The sequence below is a fragment of the Embleya sp. NPDC001921 genome, assembly GCF_053594475.1.
This window is the reverse complement of the sequence record NZ_JBSFEO010000011.1, coordinates 190,025-203,047: the sequence shown is the minus strand read 5'-3', so window position 1 is coordinate 203,047 and position 13,023 is coordinate 190,025. Positions and strand designations below refer to the sequence as shown.

General features: G+C 72.7%; 16 protein-coding genes. 6 read left to right on the top strand and 10 right to left on the bottom strand.

Annotation, left to right across the window (positions count from 1 at the left end):
• Window positions 1–94: 94 nt before the first annotated feature.
• Both ACWCPW_RS16060 and ACWCPW_RS16055 read left to right on the top strand, forming a co-directional pair.
• Window positions 95–844 (top strand): TetR/AcrR family transcriptional regulator, encoded by a 750-nt coding sequence (locus ACWCPW_RS16060; protein ID WP_449762157.1) that lies wholly within the window; start codon window positions 95–97, stop codon window positions 842–844.
• Window positions 845–919: 75 nt separating this feature from the next.
• On the top strand, window positions 920–1,612 hold the full coding sequence (locus ACWCPW_RS16055; protein ID WP_449762156.1) for an RraA family protein: 693 nt from the start codon (window positions 920–922) through the stop codon (window positions 1,610–1,612).
• A 102-nt stretch (window positions 1,613–1,714) separates the two neighbouring features.
• Here ACWCPW_RS16055 and ACWCPW_RS16050 read toward each other — a convergent pair whose 3' ends face one another.
• The 5 genes from ACWCPW_RS16050 to ACWCPW_RS16030 form a co-directional block, all read right to left on the bottom strand.
• Window positions 1,715–2,848, bottom strand: coding sequence for a PP2C family protein-serine/threonine phosphatase (locus ACWCPW_RS16050; protein WP_449762155.1), 1,134 nt, complete (start codon window positions 2,846–2,848; stop codon window positions 1,715–1,717).
• 234 nt (window positions 2,849–3,082) lie between these two features.
• Window positions 3,083–3,862, bottom strand: a complete 780-nt coding sequence (locus tag ACWCPW_RS16045) for a VOC family protein (protein ID WP_449762154.1) — start codon at window positions 3,860–3,862, stop codon at window positions 3,083–3,085.
• 165 nt (window positions 3,863–4,027) lie between these two features.
• Complete coding sequence (locus ACWCPW_RS16040) at window positions 4,028–4,900, bottom strand: arginase family protein (protein ID WP_449762153.1); 873 nt, start codon at window positions 4,898–4,900, stop codon at window positions 4,028–4,030.
• A 109-nt stretch (window positions 4,901–5,009) separates the two neighbouring features.
• The gene (locus ACWCPW_RS16035) at window positions 5,010–5,471 is read right to left on the bottom strand and encodes a universal stress protein (RefSeq protein ID WP_449762152.1); all 462 of its coding nucleotides are present in this window, start codon (window positions 5,469–5,471) and stop codon (window positions 5,010–5,012) included.
• Window positions 5,472–5,552: 81 nt separating this feature from the next.
• Complete coding sequence (locus ACWCPW_RS16030) at window positions 5,553–5,753, bottom strand: DUF1918 domain-containing protein (protein WP_449762151.1); 201 nt, start codon at window positions 5,751–5,753, stop codon at window positions 5,553–5,555.
• A 179-nt stretch (window positions 5,754–5,932) separates the two neighbouring features.
• On the opposite strand from ACWCPW_RS16030, the gene ACWCPW_RS16025 reads away from it, so the two are divergent.
• On the top strand, window positions 5,933–6,448 hold the full coding sequence (locus ACWCPW_RS16025) for an ATP-binding protein (RefSeq protein ID WP_449762150.1): 516 nt from the start codon (window positions 5,933–5,935) through the stop codon (window positions 6,446–6,448).
• Window positions 6,449–6,663: 215 nt separating this feature from the next.
• Here the strand turns inward: ACWCPW_RS16025 and ACWCPW_RS16020 are convergent, their stop codons facing one another.
• Entirely contained in the window at window positions 6,664–7,050 is a 387-nt protein-coding gene (locus ACWCPW_RS16020) for a BlaI/MecI/CopY family transcriptional regulator (protein WP_449762149.1), read from the bottom strand.
• Window positions 7,051–7,374: 324 nt separating this feature from the next.
• Window positions 7,375–7,824, bottom strand: coding sequence for a DUF4267 domain-containing protein (locus ACWCPW_RS16015; RefSeq protein ID WP_449762148.1), 450 nt, complete (start codon window positions 7,822–7,824; stop codon window positions 7,375–7,377).
• A gap of 323 nt (window positions 7,825–8,147) precedes the next feature.
• Between ACWCPW_RS16015 and ACWCPW_RS16010 the strand changes: the two genes are divergently transcribed.
• The 3 genes from ACWCPW_RS16010 to ACWCPW_RS16000 all read left to right on the top strand — a co-directional run bounded on the left by ACWCPW_RS16010 (window position 8,148) and on the right by ACWCPW_RS16000 (window position 10,251).
• A complete protein-coding gene (locus tag ACWCPW_RS16010; RefSeq protein ID WP_449762147.1) occupies window positions 8,148–8,651 on the top strand; it encodes a MarR family winged helix-turn-helix transcriptional regulator in 504 nt (167 codons plus the stop codon).
• A 105-nt stretch (window positions 8,652–8,756) separates the two neighbouring features.
• Window positions 8,757–9,248 (top strand): hypothetical protein, encoded by a 492-nt coding sequence (locus ACWCPW_RS16005; protein ID WP_449762146.1) that lies wholly within the window; start codon window positions 8,757–8,759, stop codon window positions 9,246–9,248.
• Between the two features lie 136 nt (window positions 9,249–9,384).
• Window positions 9,385–10,251, top strand: a complete 867-nt coding sequence (locus ACWCPW_RS16000; RefSeq protein WP_449762145.1) for an NmrA family NAD(P)-binding protein — start codon at window positions 9,385–9,387, stop codon at window positions 10,249–10,251.
• A 369-nt stretch (window positions 10,252–10,620) separates the two neighbouring features.
• Here the strand turns inward: ACWCPW_RS16000 and ACWCPW_RS15995 are convergent, their stop codons facing one another.
• The 3 genes from ACWCPW_RS15995 to ACWCPW_RS15985 form a co-directional block, all read right to left on the bottom strand.
• Complete coding sequence (locus ACWCPW_RS15995) at window positions 10,621–11,514, bottom strand: hypothetical protein (protein ID WP_449762144.1); 894 nt, start codon at window positions 11,512–11,514, stop codon at window positions 10,621–10,623.
• Between the two features lie 28 nt (window positions 11,515–11,542).
• A complete protein-coding gene (locus tag ACWCPW_RS15990; RefSeq protein WP_449762143.1) occupies window positions 11,543–12,121 on the bottom strand; it encodes an N-acetyltransferase family protein in 579 nt (192 codons plus the stop codon).
• Window positions 12,122–12,281: 160 nt separating this feature from the next.
• Window positions 12,282–12,884 carry a helix-turn-helix domain-containing protein gene (locus ACWCPW_RS15985; RefSeq protein WP_449762142.1) on the bottom strand — a complete coding sequence of 201 codons (603 nt, stop codon included), beginning with the start codon at window positions 12,882–12,884 and terminating at the stop codon, window positions 12,282–12,284.
• Between the last annotated feature and the right edge of the window lie 139 nt (window positions 12,885–13,023).

The window sequence follows — 13,023 nt, the reverse complement described above, 5'->3', positions numbered from 1 at the left end:
TCCGTGCGTGCACCGTTTCACAAAACTGCGATCGATGTTCGCAGTTTCCGATCACTAAGCTACTGCATACGTCGTTCGCAGAAAAGGAGAGTCCGTGACCGAGCCCGCGCACAGCATCTGGCTACGGCCCGAACGCGCCGCCCGCGGTCCGGCGCCGGAGTACGACCGGGACCGGATCGCCTCGGCCGGCGTCGCGATCGCCGACGCGCAAGGGCTCGCCGCGGTCACGATGCGCGCGGTCGCGGTCGCCCTGGGCGCGGGCCCGGCGTCCCTCTACCGCTACGTGGCCACGCGCGACGAACTCCTGGAATTGATGACCGACCGGGTCAACGGGGAGATCTCCTACGCCGGACTCGGCGGCGCGCACTGGCTCGACGACCTGCTGGCGCTGGCCCGGGAGAGCCGGCGCGTGCACCTCGCGCACCCGTGGTTGTCGGAGGCCGGCGCGCAGCGGACGTCGATGGGACCGCACGCGGTCGACTACCTGGACCACGCCATGGCCGCACTCGCCGATCTCCCGGTCGGCCCTCGGGTCAAGCTGGAGGCCGTCGGCATCCTCAACGCCGTCGTCGCCGCGCTGACCCGTGCCGAGATCGAACAACGCCTGGCCGGGAAGACGATGGCGCAGTGGCAGCGGGCCCAGGGCGAATACCTCGCCCACGTGGTCGAGGCGGGCCGCCACCCGCACCTGTCCGCCGTGCTGACCGGGGCGGCTCCCGGAGCGGACGAGGAGCCGGTGGAACCGCTCTTCGACCGGATGGTCACCCGGGTCCTGATCGGCCTCCTGCACCCCGAGGACACCGGCCGACCCGCGACGTCGACGCGTGCGAGCGGGCGCGGATAGCATCGCAGCGCTGTGCCGCCGCGTCCGCGCGCGCCGCTCCCGGGTCGGGACGACGCCGAGCCACGGAGAACGCCCATGCCCGAGACCTTCGCCGACCTGTCCACGCCGCTGGTGGCCGACGCGTGCGTGCGCCACGGCGTACCGCTGCGCGTGGCGCCACCGGGCATCGGCGCGGTCGTGCCCGGACACCGCGTCGCCGGGCGGGTGTTGCCGGTTCGGCACTACGGCAGCGTGGACGTGTTCCTGGAGGCGTTCGGCGGGGCCGAGCCGGGCGACGTGCTGGTGATCGACAACGGCGGCCGGTCGGACGAGGCGTGTGTCGGCGACCTGGCGGTCCTGGAGGCCGAGGCGGCGGGGGTGGCGGCCCTGGTGGTGTGGGGGCTGCACCGCGATACGCCGGAGCTGGTGGAGATCGGCCTGCCGGTGTTCAGCTACGGCGCCTTCCCGCCCGGACCGGTGCGGTTGGACGAGCGTGAACCCGAGGCGCTGAGCACGGCGCGGTTCGGGACGCACCTGGTGAGCGGCGCCGACCTGGTGTTCGGCGACCGGGACGGCGTGCTGTTCGTCGCCGCCGATCGGGCCGACGAAGTGCTCGCGACGGCCCGGGGGATCCGCGACACCGAGCGCGAACAGGCCCGCCGGATCCGGGCCGGCGAGACGCTGCGCCGACAGACGACCTTCGACGACTATCTGGCCCGGCGCGCGGTCGACCCGTCGTACACGTTCCGGCAACACCTGCGCCGCACGGGCGGGGCGATCGAGGAGTAGGCCGTCGAGCGCGAGGCGGGCGCCCGGGGTCGACCGGCGCGGCGCTCGCCCACCGCGGGATCGGGTGACCTCGACCGCGGCGCGCGAACCCGCGCGCCGAGTTCACGGCGCGTGGTGGGGCTCCGGCGGGTCGCTCGCCCTGGCGAGCGCCAGGACCAGCGCGTCGTCGGTGAGCCGCAGGAGGCCGACGTGCCGCATCAGGTCGTCGCCCAGCCGTTCCACCGCCACCACCGGATCGGCGTCGCCCAGACGGCCCTCGCGGCACAGTGCCCGGATGCGCTCGATCAGCGGATAGTGCCCGCCCGCCGCGTCGCGCGCGTCCGCGAACCCGTCGGTCATCAAGAGCAGCAGATCGCCCTCGTGAAACGGCACCACCCACACGGGGGGCGGCTCCGGCTCCAGTTCGCCCAAACCCAGCGGCAGACCGGGATCGGGGGGTTCGAGCACATGCACACTGCCGTCCGCGTGGATCGCCACCGGTTCCTCGTGGCCGCGGTGGGCGAAGGCCACCCCGTCGGGCCGGACCTCGACCAGGAGCGCGGTGACGAACCTGTCCGCGGGCGCGTTCCGGGTCACGCTGACGTCGATGCGGCGGGCCACCGTGCTCAGTTCGGGTTCGTCGTAGGCGGCTTCGCGAAACGCGCCGATCGTGATCGCGGCCGTCCGGACCGCCCCCAGGCCCTTGCCGAGCACATCGCCGATGATCAGCCGCACCCCGAACGGCGTGTCGAGCGCGATGTAGAGATCGCCACCGAGTTCGGCCTCCTCGGCCACCGCGAAATAGCGCACCGCCAGGCGCAGACCGCCCAGATTGTCGGTCGGCGGCAGCAGGATCGCGCGCTGCGCGGCGACGGCCACCTCGGAGACGGCGACCAGGGCCCGCTCGCGGCGGATCCGGGCGGCGGACAGGTACATGGCCAGCGCGGTCGCCATGACGTACATCCAGGTACTGACCTCGAAGAGGTCGCTGTACTCCGGGCCGAGATACCCGTCGTTGGCGGCCAACCAGTAGCGCAACGGCAGCGAGACGCCGCCGATGACCAGGATCGCCGCCGGCGGCGCGGTGGCGGCGGCGAGGGTCGGCGCGAGGAGCAGGAACGGATAGAAGACCGTCGAGGTTCCGGTGGCCAGGTCCACCACCGTGACCACGACGAGAATGCCCACGGGCAGCGCGACCTGCCGGAGCAGCGACCCGGTCGCCGACCCGGCCACCCGCGGCGGTGCCAGGCTGTTCATCGTCGCGTCCATGATCGCCGGCCAGGCGGCATCGTGTCGCCGCGCAGCGCCCGCCGAACAGGTGAAGACGCCCGAACGGACGCGGCGGAGACCGTGCGGCGAACGGACCGGGCCGGCGGCCCGCGAACCCCGGGCCGGGCGCCGCGACCGGAACGGTGCACCGGCTCCCGGGAGCGGCGTCGGGACGCCCGCGCGGCGGCACCTCGGCGGTCACCGCGGCGTGATCGCGAACGACTACCCGGCCTGCGGTTCGCTCCGGATGATGGCGAAGGGCGCGCCGAAGGGGTCGGCCAGCCACGCCAGGCGGCCCACCTGCGGGACGTCGGCGGCGGGCATGAGCACCGTTCCGCCGTGCTGCCGCGCCTTGGCGACGATGTCGTCGGCGTCGGCGACCTCGAAGTAGGCGATCCAGTGCGGGTCCTGGCCGTTGGGGTCCGGTACGACACCGCCGAAGGAGGCGTCCTGCTGCTCGCCCTCGGCCGTGGACAGCACGGTGTAGGTCATCGCGGGCATCTCGAAGGCCTGCGCACGCCAGCCGAACAGCCCGCCGTAGAAGGAGGTCGCCACGCCGAGCTCGACGCCGTGCAGTTCGACCCACGACAGCGAATTCGGCTTGCCCACCAGCTCCGAGCCCTGGAACGTGCCGGGTTGCCAGATGGCGAACTCGGCGCCGGCCGGGTCGGTGAGCGGCGACATCCGGCCCATCTCCATGACGTCGAACGGTTCCACCCGGACCGTGCCGCCGGCCTGCCGCGCGGCGCGGGCGGTGGCGTCGGCGTCGGGCGTCTTGAAGTAGACGGTCCAGGCGGACGAGGCGCCCTCCTCGGTGAGCGGGCCGATCCCGCAGATCGTCTTGCCGTCCTGCGTGAACAGGCCGTAGCCGCCGGCGTCGGGTCCGGCGGACTGGAAGTCCCAGCCGAAGACGGCGGTGTGGAAGGCGGCCGCCGCCTCGGTGTCGGGGCTGCCGAGGTCGAGCCAGTTCGGCGCGCCGGTCACGTAGTCGGTGCTGAGCATGTCGCTCCTTCATCGGACCATCGGACCCGGTTCGGCCCGATTCACACGTGTGGTTCGGACATGTCAAGTCTGACTCCGCAGGCCGGTGCGAGGCTCGCGAACGCGCGGGTTCGGGGACGGCGGATTGGCCGTGCTGCGCCGAAGGGGTGAGCGAGCCGACGCTCGTCACCCCGCGGACACGCCGGCGAAGATCTCCCGGAGCACGCGGTCGTTGCCGGCCGGATCGCCGGCCGCCTCGGTTCCCGGCGCCGGCGCGTGCTCGGTGATGCCGAGCCCGGCGAGCGAGAACGCGCCGGTCAGCGCGCACAGCGCCGCGCGCAGCCGCGCGGGCGGCAGGCCCTCGGGCTCCGGGAAGGACAGCGCGGTGAACTGCTCGGGATCCAGGACGTCGAGATCGACGTGGATGTAGACGTGCGTGGCCCCGGTCTCGGCCACGGCGGCGACCAGCTCGCTCGGCTCGTCGAGGCGGTCGACGGACACCCGGCGAATGTGCGCGGAGTCGATGAACCGCTGCTCGGCGGGATCGATGGACCGCACACCGGCGAGCACGAGCCGCTCGGCGGACAGCCGTTGTCCGGGCGGCGGAAGCAGTGCGGCGGGCCCCTGGCCGAGCAAGGTGCGCAGCACCATGCCGTGGAAACCGCCGGAGGGCGAGGTGTCGGGGGTGTTCAGGTCCGGATGGGCGTCGAACCACACCACGGCCAGGCGATCGCCGTGCCGGCCCACGGCGTGGGCGATCGGGGCGAGTTCGACACCGCAGTCGCCGCCCACGGTGAACAGGGCCGCCTCGCCCCACCCCTCCAGCGCCCGCCCGGCCGCGGCCGACGCGCGGGTCAGGACGTCGAGTTGCCGTACGCCGTCCCGATCGGGCGCCGGGTCCGCGTCGACGCTCACGAAGGTGCGTCGTACGGCGGGCAGCAGCGCGCTCAACCGGTGGGCTCCCGCGACCAGGCGGCGCGCGTCGACGGCGCTCGAACCCTGCCATTGCGGGACCACCAGCATGTGTTCGAGCGGCGGCGCCGAATAGATATGCTCCATGTGACATATATTTGCAGGGTGGTCGTGGCCTGTCCAGGGATTTGTCCGCTGTGGGCCACGCGAGCGCGCCGGCCGCCCCGTAGGGATCTCGGGCCCCGGGTGCGGCGGTTCAGGGGATGACGGTGACCGGCCAGCGGGCCGAGCGGACCAGGCGGATGGCCAGGGAGCCGATCAGGCGGTGGCCGAAGCGTTCGGAGGCGCCGACCACGACCGCGTCGGCGCGCACCTCGTCGGCGACCTTGGCGATCTCGTGCGCGATGTCGCCGCGCGCCTCGACGAAGCGGTGCCGTACCCGCAGTTCGGCGGCCCGTCGGGCGATGTAGTCCGCGATGTCGCGCATCGTGTCCTCGTGCGCCTGCTCCATTACCTCGGCGCCCTCGGGCGTGGTGGCGGCGAGCCCGAGCGGCGCGCGCACGTAGACGCCGACCAGTTCCGCGCCGCCGCGTCGGGCCTGGCCCAGTGCGTAGTCGGCGGCGCGGAGGGAGGTTCGGGAGCCGTCCACGCCGACCAGTACGGCACGAGGCCCGTCCGTACCGAGCTCGAACGCCGGCGGCGGCGCGGGGCTGGTCACTGGGGGATCCTCCTCGGGAGGCGTGCGCACGAGCGGGCCGCGTGGGCCGGGCGGCCCGACGGTCGCCGGGCGGCCGACTCGCTAGTCGGAGTCGCCGGACTTGCGGTGCTCGACCACCGAGTCCGGGCCCGGCGACATGATCGTCTCGTGCCCGTTGGCGGCCCGCACCCGAAACGGCGGTGTGCCGTCGGGGCCCAGGACCTCGATGATCTCCACGAAGTGGTCCTCCTGGCCGACGACTCGGCCGTGGATGAGAAGGCGATCGCCCTTGGTGGCGTGCATGTCGAATGGCTCCTCTGGGGTGGATGGCATGCGGTGGGACATCAGGATACTCAAAGGGTAACAGGATGATCACTATGAGTGAGTAGTGCTCGATCGCGGGTCCCCGTCGACGGCTGGAGTCCCGGCCCGATCTCTCCTACAGTGCGTAGGAGTTTTTGCCGGGTGAGGAGACGTGTGCGATGGCGCGGTTTGCGGGCGGCGGGCCGGCGAACCCGGCGGACCGGGTGCGTCCGGCGCCGATCCAGGGTGGAGCGGTGTTCGACGCGGTTCCCGCCGAGGTGCCCCGGGCCCGGCGCGTGCTGGTCGCGGCCTTGCGCCGGTGGCATGTGCACGAGGACGACGTGCACAGCGCACAACTGGTCGCGTGCGAGTTGCTGAGCAACGCGGTCCGCTACGGCAGCGGGCCGACCATGGACCTGGACGTGCGGATGGACGAGGCGCACATACACCTGGCGGTGCGCAACCGGCATGCCCGCCCCAGGCGCCTGGCGCGGTCCAACGGCTCGGCCGCGCCGATCGGGTCGCCCGAACCGGATGAGGCGTCGGAGCCGAGCGAGTCGGTGTGGGGCAGCGAGTGCGGCCGAGGTCTGCGCTTGGTCGAGGCGCTGGCCGTGGAGTGGGGGAGTCGGCCGCTGGCGGGCGAACTGCTGGTGTGGGCCACGATCGCGCGTGCCGATGCCGGGCGGTCGGCCTGATCGAGAATGCGGTCGGTGGCAACGCGGGTTCGCGCCTGCCCGGGTGACGGCGCGCGGCGCGTTCGGCTATCGGTGTGCGAACGAGGCCGGATGGGCGTGCCTGTGACACCGGACCGGGGCCGCGCCGAAATCCCCGGTGCCGACCAGGGTCGCGCTCGGCGTCGGGCCCGTCGCGATCGCCGCGCCCGACAGCGCGGCCCGGACGGCGAACGTGCTCATCGCCCGCCGCGCTCGTGCTCGATCCGGCGGGCGAGTTCGCGCAGGTCCTCCAACTCCGACACCTTCAGCCCGCCGACGAGTTGCGCGAGGGCCACCCGTCGGGCCGGCGCGGACGCCGCGGCGAGCGCCGAACTCACCGAGGAGGCAACGTAGTCGGCCTCGGTCACGGTCGGCCGGTATACGAACGCCTGTCCCTCCCGGGCTCTGGCCAGCAGACCGCGCTCGGTCAGCCGATTGCACACGGTCTGCACGGTCGTATAGGCGCCACGCGAGGGCTCGGCCAACTCGGAGCGGATGCGCTCGACGGTACCGGCCTCGATCCGCCACAACACGGACATGATCTCCGCCTGCAACTCCCCCTGCACTCGGGGCGACTCGTCCACCGCGTCCCTCCGTCCTCCGTGTCCGCGCACACCCGGCTCCCGGTTGGTTGCGGGTCTCGACGGTACCCGCTCGCGGACGCGAATCGGCGCGCACCGGCCGGCCCACGGCTGCGGATGGTGCGCCGTTGCAAGCCGATTCGCGGATGCCGGGCGCCGACGCACGCGGGCCGGCTCGGGTTGGTGACGATCGGCGCGCGTGGCGGCGAAGTCGGAGCGACCCGGTCGCGGACGGGCCTCGGCCGCCTTGCCCGCGCCGACCGAGAGGTCGGGGGGCGAGGCGGCCGGAGGGATCGGGCTCGGGGCTCGGGGGCTCGGACCGGTCGGTCAGCCCGCGGCCGGGGCCGGGATCCGGGTCGCGGCGGGGGAGGCGGGTGCGGGGGAGGTCGCCGGGGCGGGGCGCTCGCGCAGCAGCAGGCCGGCGGTCAGCGCGACCAGGGCGGCGGTGAGGCCGTGGATGCCGAGGGCCTTCGCCGCCGAGCCGTCGTTGCCCAGCACGATCACCATGTCGCCGGCGGGCACGAAGGTGATGGCCGCCAGCGCCCAGCCCAGCGCCCGCCGGTGGCCGGTCAGCAGCAGCGCGAAGACGACCAGCCCGGTGCCCAGGTCGCGCACACCCTTGATGGCCAGGAACGCGGTGCCCTCGTGCTCGGGCCAACTCGGCAGACCGAACCCGGACGCGGAGGACTGCGGGGCGATCAGGTAGGCCATCCCGATGTAGACGATGAACAGGCCGCCGAGAGCGGCCAGGGTGGTGGTGAGGTTCCTGATGTTCATGAGATCTCCCGAATGAGGCGATGGTCCCGGTCGAGTGGTTCGTGAGCGAACCCGCACTCCGGGCGGCGGTCTTCGTCTGCCTGGAAGAACTCTCGCCGGGGGCTCCTGGAAGGCACATGGAGGCGACTTGGAGCGTGTCGAGGACCCCGGGGGCCGCAGGGGGACAACGCGGGGACGGCCCGGGGACAACCCGGGGGCGGCCCGGGGGCGGCCCGGGGACCACCAGGGTGACCGTCCCGAGGACCACCCGGCGCACCCGCGCCCGCGTGGCTTGACCGGAGAAGTAGTTAGGGGCCATATTAGTTGTCGTGGAACGTGAACCGATGCCTGAGGAAACCCCCACGCTCGACCAGGCGGCGTACCAGATCCGGCGCTACGGGCTCGATGCCGACCCGCAGGCCGTGCTGGTCGCCGTGCGTCTGATGGCGGCGGGGGCGCGGCTCGGCCAGGCGGTCGAGGTGCACTTCTCCAGGTTCGGCCTGTCCGCGGGGCGATATCGACTGCTGGCGGCCCTGGAGGACGCCGACGGGGAGATGTCTCCTTCGGGCCTGGCGGACGTGCTCGGGGTGTCCCGGGCCACTGTGACGGGACTGCTCGGCGGTCTGGAGCGGGAGGGGTTCGTGCTTCGCCGGCCCTCCGCCGAGGACGGCCGCTCCGCCGTGGCCGTGTTGACCGCCCGAGGGGCGCGGAAGATGCGTGACCTGGCCCCGGAGCACTTCGGTCGACTCCAGGAGATGGTCGGCGCGCTCGATCCCGAGGAGCGCACCGTCTTCCTGGACCTGCTCGGTCGCCTCGTTCGTGGGATCCCGGCGCTGACGCGGGAGTAGCGGGACCACGAACCCCGAGCTCGTCGCCGTCCCGGTGTGGTCGCGTCCGCGCGCCGTGCCGCCGGGGCGGCTTTTCCTCGACCATATAGTTAGGGAGCTAATCAAATGACCGAGATGGAGACCGAAAACCGTATGGGACAAGGCCGTTCGTCCGCCCGGGGTTTCGGCCCGCCGCCGTTCACGCTGTGGCGCGAGGTGCTCGTCGCCTACCTCGCTCCCGCACTGACCGCCGGCGCCGGCGGCGTGGCCACCGGGCAGCGCGACCTGACCATCGCGGCCTGCACCTCGATCGCGGGCACCTCGGCGATCGTGGCCGCACTGGTCGGCGGCCGGCTGCGGCGCCGCGGCGCTCGACGCACGTGGCTGACCACCACGCCGCGCCTGATCCCGACCCTCGTCCTGACCGTCGCCGTCGCCACATTCGCGGGCCTGGTCGGCTGGTTCGTGGCCGGCCACGTGCCCGAGCGGATCATCCCGCACCACGGCTCGTGGCCCGAACGCCTCCGCCTGGACCTGCCCATCTCCGCAGCTCTGGCCACCGCCATCATCACGTGGCGCTGGCGCGGGGCGACGCGCGAGCGGCGACCGGCCGGATAGGGAGCCTCCTCGATCCCTCGCCGGATCCCGCGTACGAGCCCCGACCTTCGACCCCCCGACCATCGACCCCCGACCTTCGACCCCCTGACCCTCGACCCTCGACCCCCCGACCATCGACCGGTAGGACAGGACACACATGATCGTCGTCATGGGCGCCACCGGCGCCACCGGAAGTGCCCTTCTGCAGCGCCTCGTCACCCTCGGCATACCGAGCCGGGCGCTCAGCCGCGACCCCGAGCGGCTGCGGGCCGGTCTCGACGACACGGCCCGCCGACTGGTGGAGATCCGAGCGGCCGACGCGGGCGACCCGCGATCGTTGCGTACCGCCTTCCACGGTGCGAACCGACTCTTCCTGGCCATGGCGAACAGCCCGGCGCAGACCGCGCTGGAGACCGGCGTGATCCGGGTCGCCGCGACCGTCGGCGTCGAGCACGTCGTCAAACTCTCCGCTCCGGCCGCGACCGCGGACTCCCCGGTCGCCGTCTCCCGATGGCACCACGCCATCGAGGAGACCCTGCGTGACACCGGCCTGTCCCACACCGTGCTGCGCCCGTACGCGTTCATGCAGAAACTGCTCACCCTCGCACCGGCGGTCGCCGCTCAGGACGTCGTCCATGGGGCGATGGCGGACGCGGCCTGCAACTACGTCGACTGTCGCGACATCGCGGACGTGGCCGCCGAGGTACTGACCCGCCCCGAACTCGCCGGGCGGACCTACACCCTCACCGGGAGTCGAACCTTCAGCAACCCGCAACTCGTCGAACTGCTCGGCGTTCTGCTGGGTCGGCCGATCCGCTACCTCGACCTGCCGCCCCGGGTCATGCGCGACCACCTGATCGAACGCGCCGGCCTGCCGGCCTGGCTCGCCGATCACGTGGTGGAGATCCAGCAACTGGCCGTGACCCGGCCGGAGGAACCCACCGACACGGTCGCGAGCCTGCTCGGCCGGCCGCCCCGAACGCTGGAGGCCTTCCTCGGCGAGAACATCGAACAATTCCGCTGATCCCGCTTCGCGACCCGCACGCCCGCCGACCGCGGAAGCCCCGAAGGAGAAGACGTCGGGGGCGGCGAAGACGCACCGGTCGCGGCTCTCGCACCGGTGACCCGGTCGGGATCAACAACCGTGCGGCCGGGCGCAGTTCGAGGTCGCGTGCGGGGCGGGGCGCGCCGAGTCGGTACGCGGCCTCGGCGCACTCCGCGGTGAACAGGGCCGCGTGGTACAGACCTCGTTACCGCGCCGCCGGATCCATGTGCTCCCCTTGGTCCGTCGCGGGATCGCCGGTGCCGCGGCCGGGAACGTTCCTGCGTCCCGGTCGCGGCATCGGGCATCGGGCTATGCCCGTTCACGACGATCCGTCGGGGATGGCGGCTGTCAGCGACCCAGTTGGGTGTAGGTCTTGAACGTGTACAGGCCGTCCAGCGTGACCGAGTTCGCGCCGCCGGGCGAGGGCAGGTTGTTGCGGTGGTTCAGCACGGCGCCGAGCGGTCCGCAGTCTGTCGCGGCGGGAATGGCCACGGTGTTGTCCCACAGGGTGCCCTTGAGAATGGGCGGGTCCTTGGAGACCCATTCGTTGGGGCCCTTCCGCATCATGGTCAGCCGGATCGGGTGCTCGGCGGTGCCGATCGAGCAGTCCTTGGGCAGCAGCGGACCGCTCAGGGCGAGGGTCACGTCCAGACCGCCGGCCGAGGTGCCGTGCGAGAGGAAGTCGAACCAACCGCCGTACTTCGTCTCGACGTTCACCCCGAGCATCGGCGCGCGCTCGGGCAATCCGGGGATGTCGAGCAGGCCGCCGGTCGCCGGACTGGGCGTCGCGTGCATCGCGCCGAAGACCTGTCCGGTCGAGCCGTCCGGCAGCGGACCCTCGGCGTGCGTGATGGTCATCGGGCGCAGCGGCACGGTGAGTCCGCCGAGCCGCATGTCGCCGGTGGCGACGTGTACTTCGCAGCGCCACTTGTCCGGGTCCGCACCGGCGGGCAGGGCGGGACAGTCGGCGAAGTCGAAGGTGGGCAGCGGTGCGGCGGCCGAGGCGGGCGCCGCCCGAGGTGCCGCCCGCCCGTCGGCGAGGGCGGGCGCGGCGGACAGTCCCACCGCACCGAGTGCGAGCCCGGCACAAGCGGCGGTCTTGGCCCACCTACGGTTCGTCTTGCGATCCACAACGATCGTCCCCTTGATCGGCATGCGCGACTGAGTCCCCTCGAAGGTAGGGAAGGCGACGCGCACGCAGAATCCGGCCAACCCCAGCGCGGACACTGGTGCCTGCCCCATCCCGCGCTCGTCGTCCGCGCGATGGACGTCAGGCGCTCGGGTCGCCGGGCCGGAGCGGGTCGCCGGCGGGGACGGAGGGAACGGTGGGTCGGGGGAGCTGTTTGTAGTAGAAGGTGCAGTCCCGGAGCGTGCCGTCCGGGGTGGCCGCGTATTCGGGGACCACGCCGTAGCGGGTCCAGCCGGCCCGGCGATAGAGGTGGTCGGCGGTGCTCTCGGCCTCGGTGTCCAGGAGCAGGAGGGTGGCCCCGGCTTGCGCGGCGGCCTGTTCGGCGGTGGCGAGCAGCGCCCGACCGAGGCCGTGGCCGCGCGCGTCGCGGTGCACCATGAGCTTGACCACTTCGGCACGGTGCCGGCCGTTGGGCTTGCGTTCCAGGGCCAGGCCGATCGTACCGGCGATGCCGGACGCGCCGTGCGCCATCCAGACGTGCAGGCTGCCGTCGGCGACGGCGGGCGCCCGGTCCAGCCACCACGTCGCCGCCGCGCGGTTGTCGAAGGGGGCGACGAAGCCGAGGGAGGAGCCGTCGGCCACGACGTCCGCGAGGAGGTCGGCCAGCTCCGCCACGCTGTTTCCGAAGTCGTCGGCGGTCAGACGGGTGATGGTGTGCACCGTGGGTCTCCGTTACGGCAGGACGCTTTGCGGCGAGACGATGTGCGGCAAGACGATGTGCGGCAAGACGATGTGCGGCGCGACGAGTTCCGGCGAGACGAATTGCGGCGGGACGGGTCGGCGAGGCGAGCTTTGGCGGCGCGCTTCACGGCAGCACGCCTCACGGCAGGACGATCAAGAGGGCGTAGCGCACCGGATCGGGCCCCGGGCAGCGGAAGCGCGAGCGGCCCCACAATCGAAAGCGCAGGCAGTCCCCGGCGCGCACCTCGTGCGTACGACCGCCCGAGGTCACCTCCAGGACGCCGTCGAGGACCCAGATGTGCTGCTCCAGTCCCGGTACGGGCGGCCCGTCGTAGGCGATGTCCGCGCCCGGTCGCAGGACGCCCTCGACGACCTCGCCGCGCAGTCCCGGGTGCGGCGGCGACACCGACCGCCGGGTGAACCCCGAGGCCCGGTCCTCCCACACCTCCTGGCGCCCGGCCCGGACCAGTTGCGGCGGTTCCGACTCCACCTCGGCCAACAACTGCGACATGGTCCGTTCGTACGCCGCGCACAACCTGCCGAGCAGCGCCGCGGTGGGGCTGATCTCGGCCCGCTCCAATCGGGACAGCGTGGACCGGCTCACGTCCGTACGCCGTGCCAGCTCGTCCAACGACCACCCCCGCTCGCCGCGCAACTCCGCCAATCGCTCGGCCAACCGGGCCTCGACCTGCTCGGGTGTGCGTGCCGACGACGTGGCCTCCCCGCCATCGCTCATTCTCATATTCGAGACGATATCCCGAATATGAGAATCGGCGCGAGTCCCGACCGCTCCGGTGTTGTGCCCGCGCTGCTTCCGTGGGTCTTCGCGCCGGGTACCGGCCGGTGCCCTCGGCGTTCGGGACGAGGGTCGGCCGGTGTCA

Excerpts from the sequence above, each read along its gene's own strand:
- ACWCPW_RS16045 (WP_449762154.1), bottom strand. The coding sequence starts at position 3,862 with ATGCTCAGCACCGACTACGTGACCGGCGCGCCGAACTGGCTCGACCTC.
- ACWCPW_RS16010 (WP_449762147.1), top strand. The coding sequence starts at position 8,148 with ATGCCTGAGGAAACCCCCACGCTCGACCAGGCGGCGTACCAGATCCGG.
- ACWCPW_RS16050 (WP_449762155.1), bottom strand. The coding sequence starts at position 2,848 with ATGAACAGCCTGGCACCGCCGCGGGTGGCCGGGTCGGCGACCGGGTCG.
- ACWCPW_RS15985 (WP_449762142.1), bottom strand. The coding sequence starts at position 12,884 with ATGAGAATGAGCGATGGCGGGGAGGCCACGTCGTCGGCACGCACACCC.
- ACWCPW_RS16040 (WP_449762153.1), bottom strand. The coding sequence starts at position 4,900 with ATGGAGCATATCTATTCGGCGCCGCCGCTCGAACACATGCTGGTGGTC.
- ACWCPW_RS16055 (WP_449762156.1), top strand. The coding sequence starts at position 920 with ATGCCCGAGACCTTCGCCGACCTGTCCACGCCGCTGGTGGCCGACGCG.
- ACWCPW_RS16000 (WP_449762145.1), top strand. The coding sequence starts at position 9,385 with ATGATCGTCGTCATGGGCGCCACCGGCGCCACCGGAAGTGCCCTTCTG.
- ACWCPW_RS16025 (WP_449762150.1), top strand. The coding sequence starts at position 5,933 with ATGGCGCGGTTTGCGGGCGGCGGGCCGGCGAACCCGGCGGACCGGGTG.
- ACWCPW_RS16005 (WP_449762146.1), top strand. The coding sequence starts at position 8,757 with ATGACCGAGATGGAGACCGAAAACCGTATGGGACAAGGCCGTTCGTCC.
- ACWCPW_RS16015 (WP_449762148.1), bottom strand. The coding sequence starts at position 7,824 with ATGAACATCAGGAACCTCACCACCACCCTGGCCGCTCTCGGCGGCCTG.
- ACWCPW_RS16030 (WP_449762151.1), bottom strand. The coding sequence starts at position 5,753 with ATGCACGCCACCAAGGGCGATCGCCTTCTCATCCACGGCCGAGTCGTC.
- ACWCPW_RS15995 (WP_449762144.1), bottom strand. The coding sequence starts at position 11,514 with ATGGGGCAGGCACCAGTGTCCGCGCTGGGGTTGGCCGGATTCTGCGTG.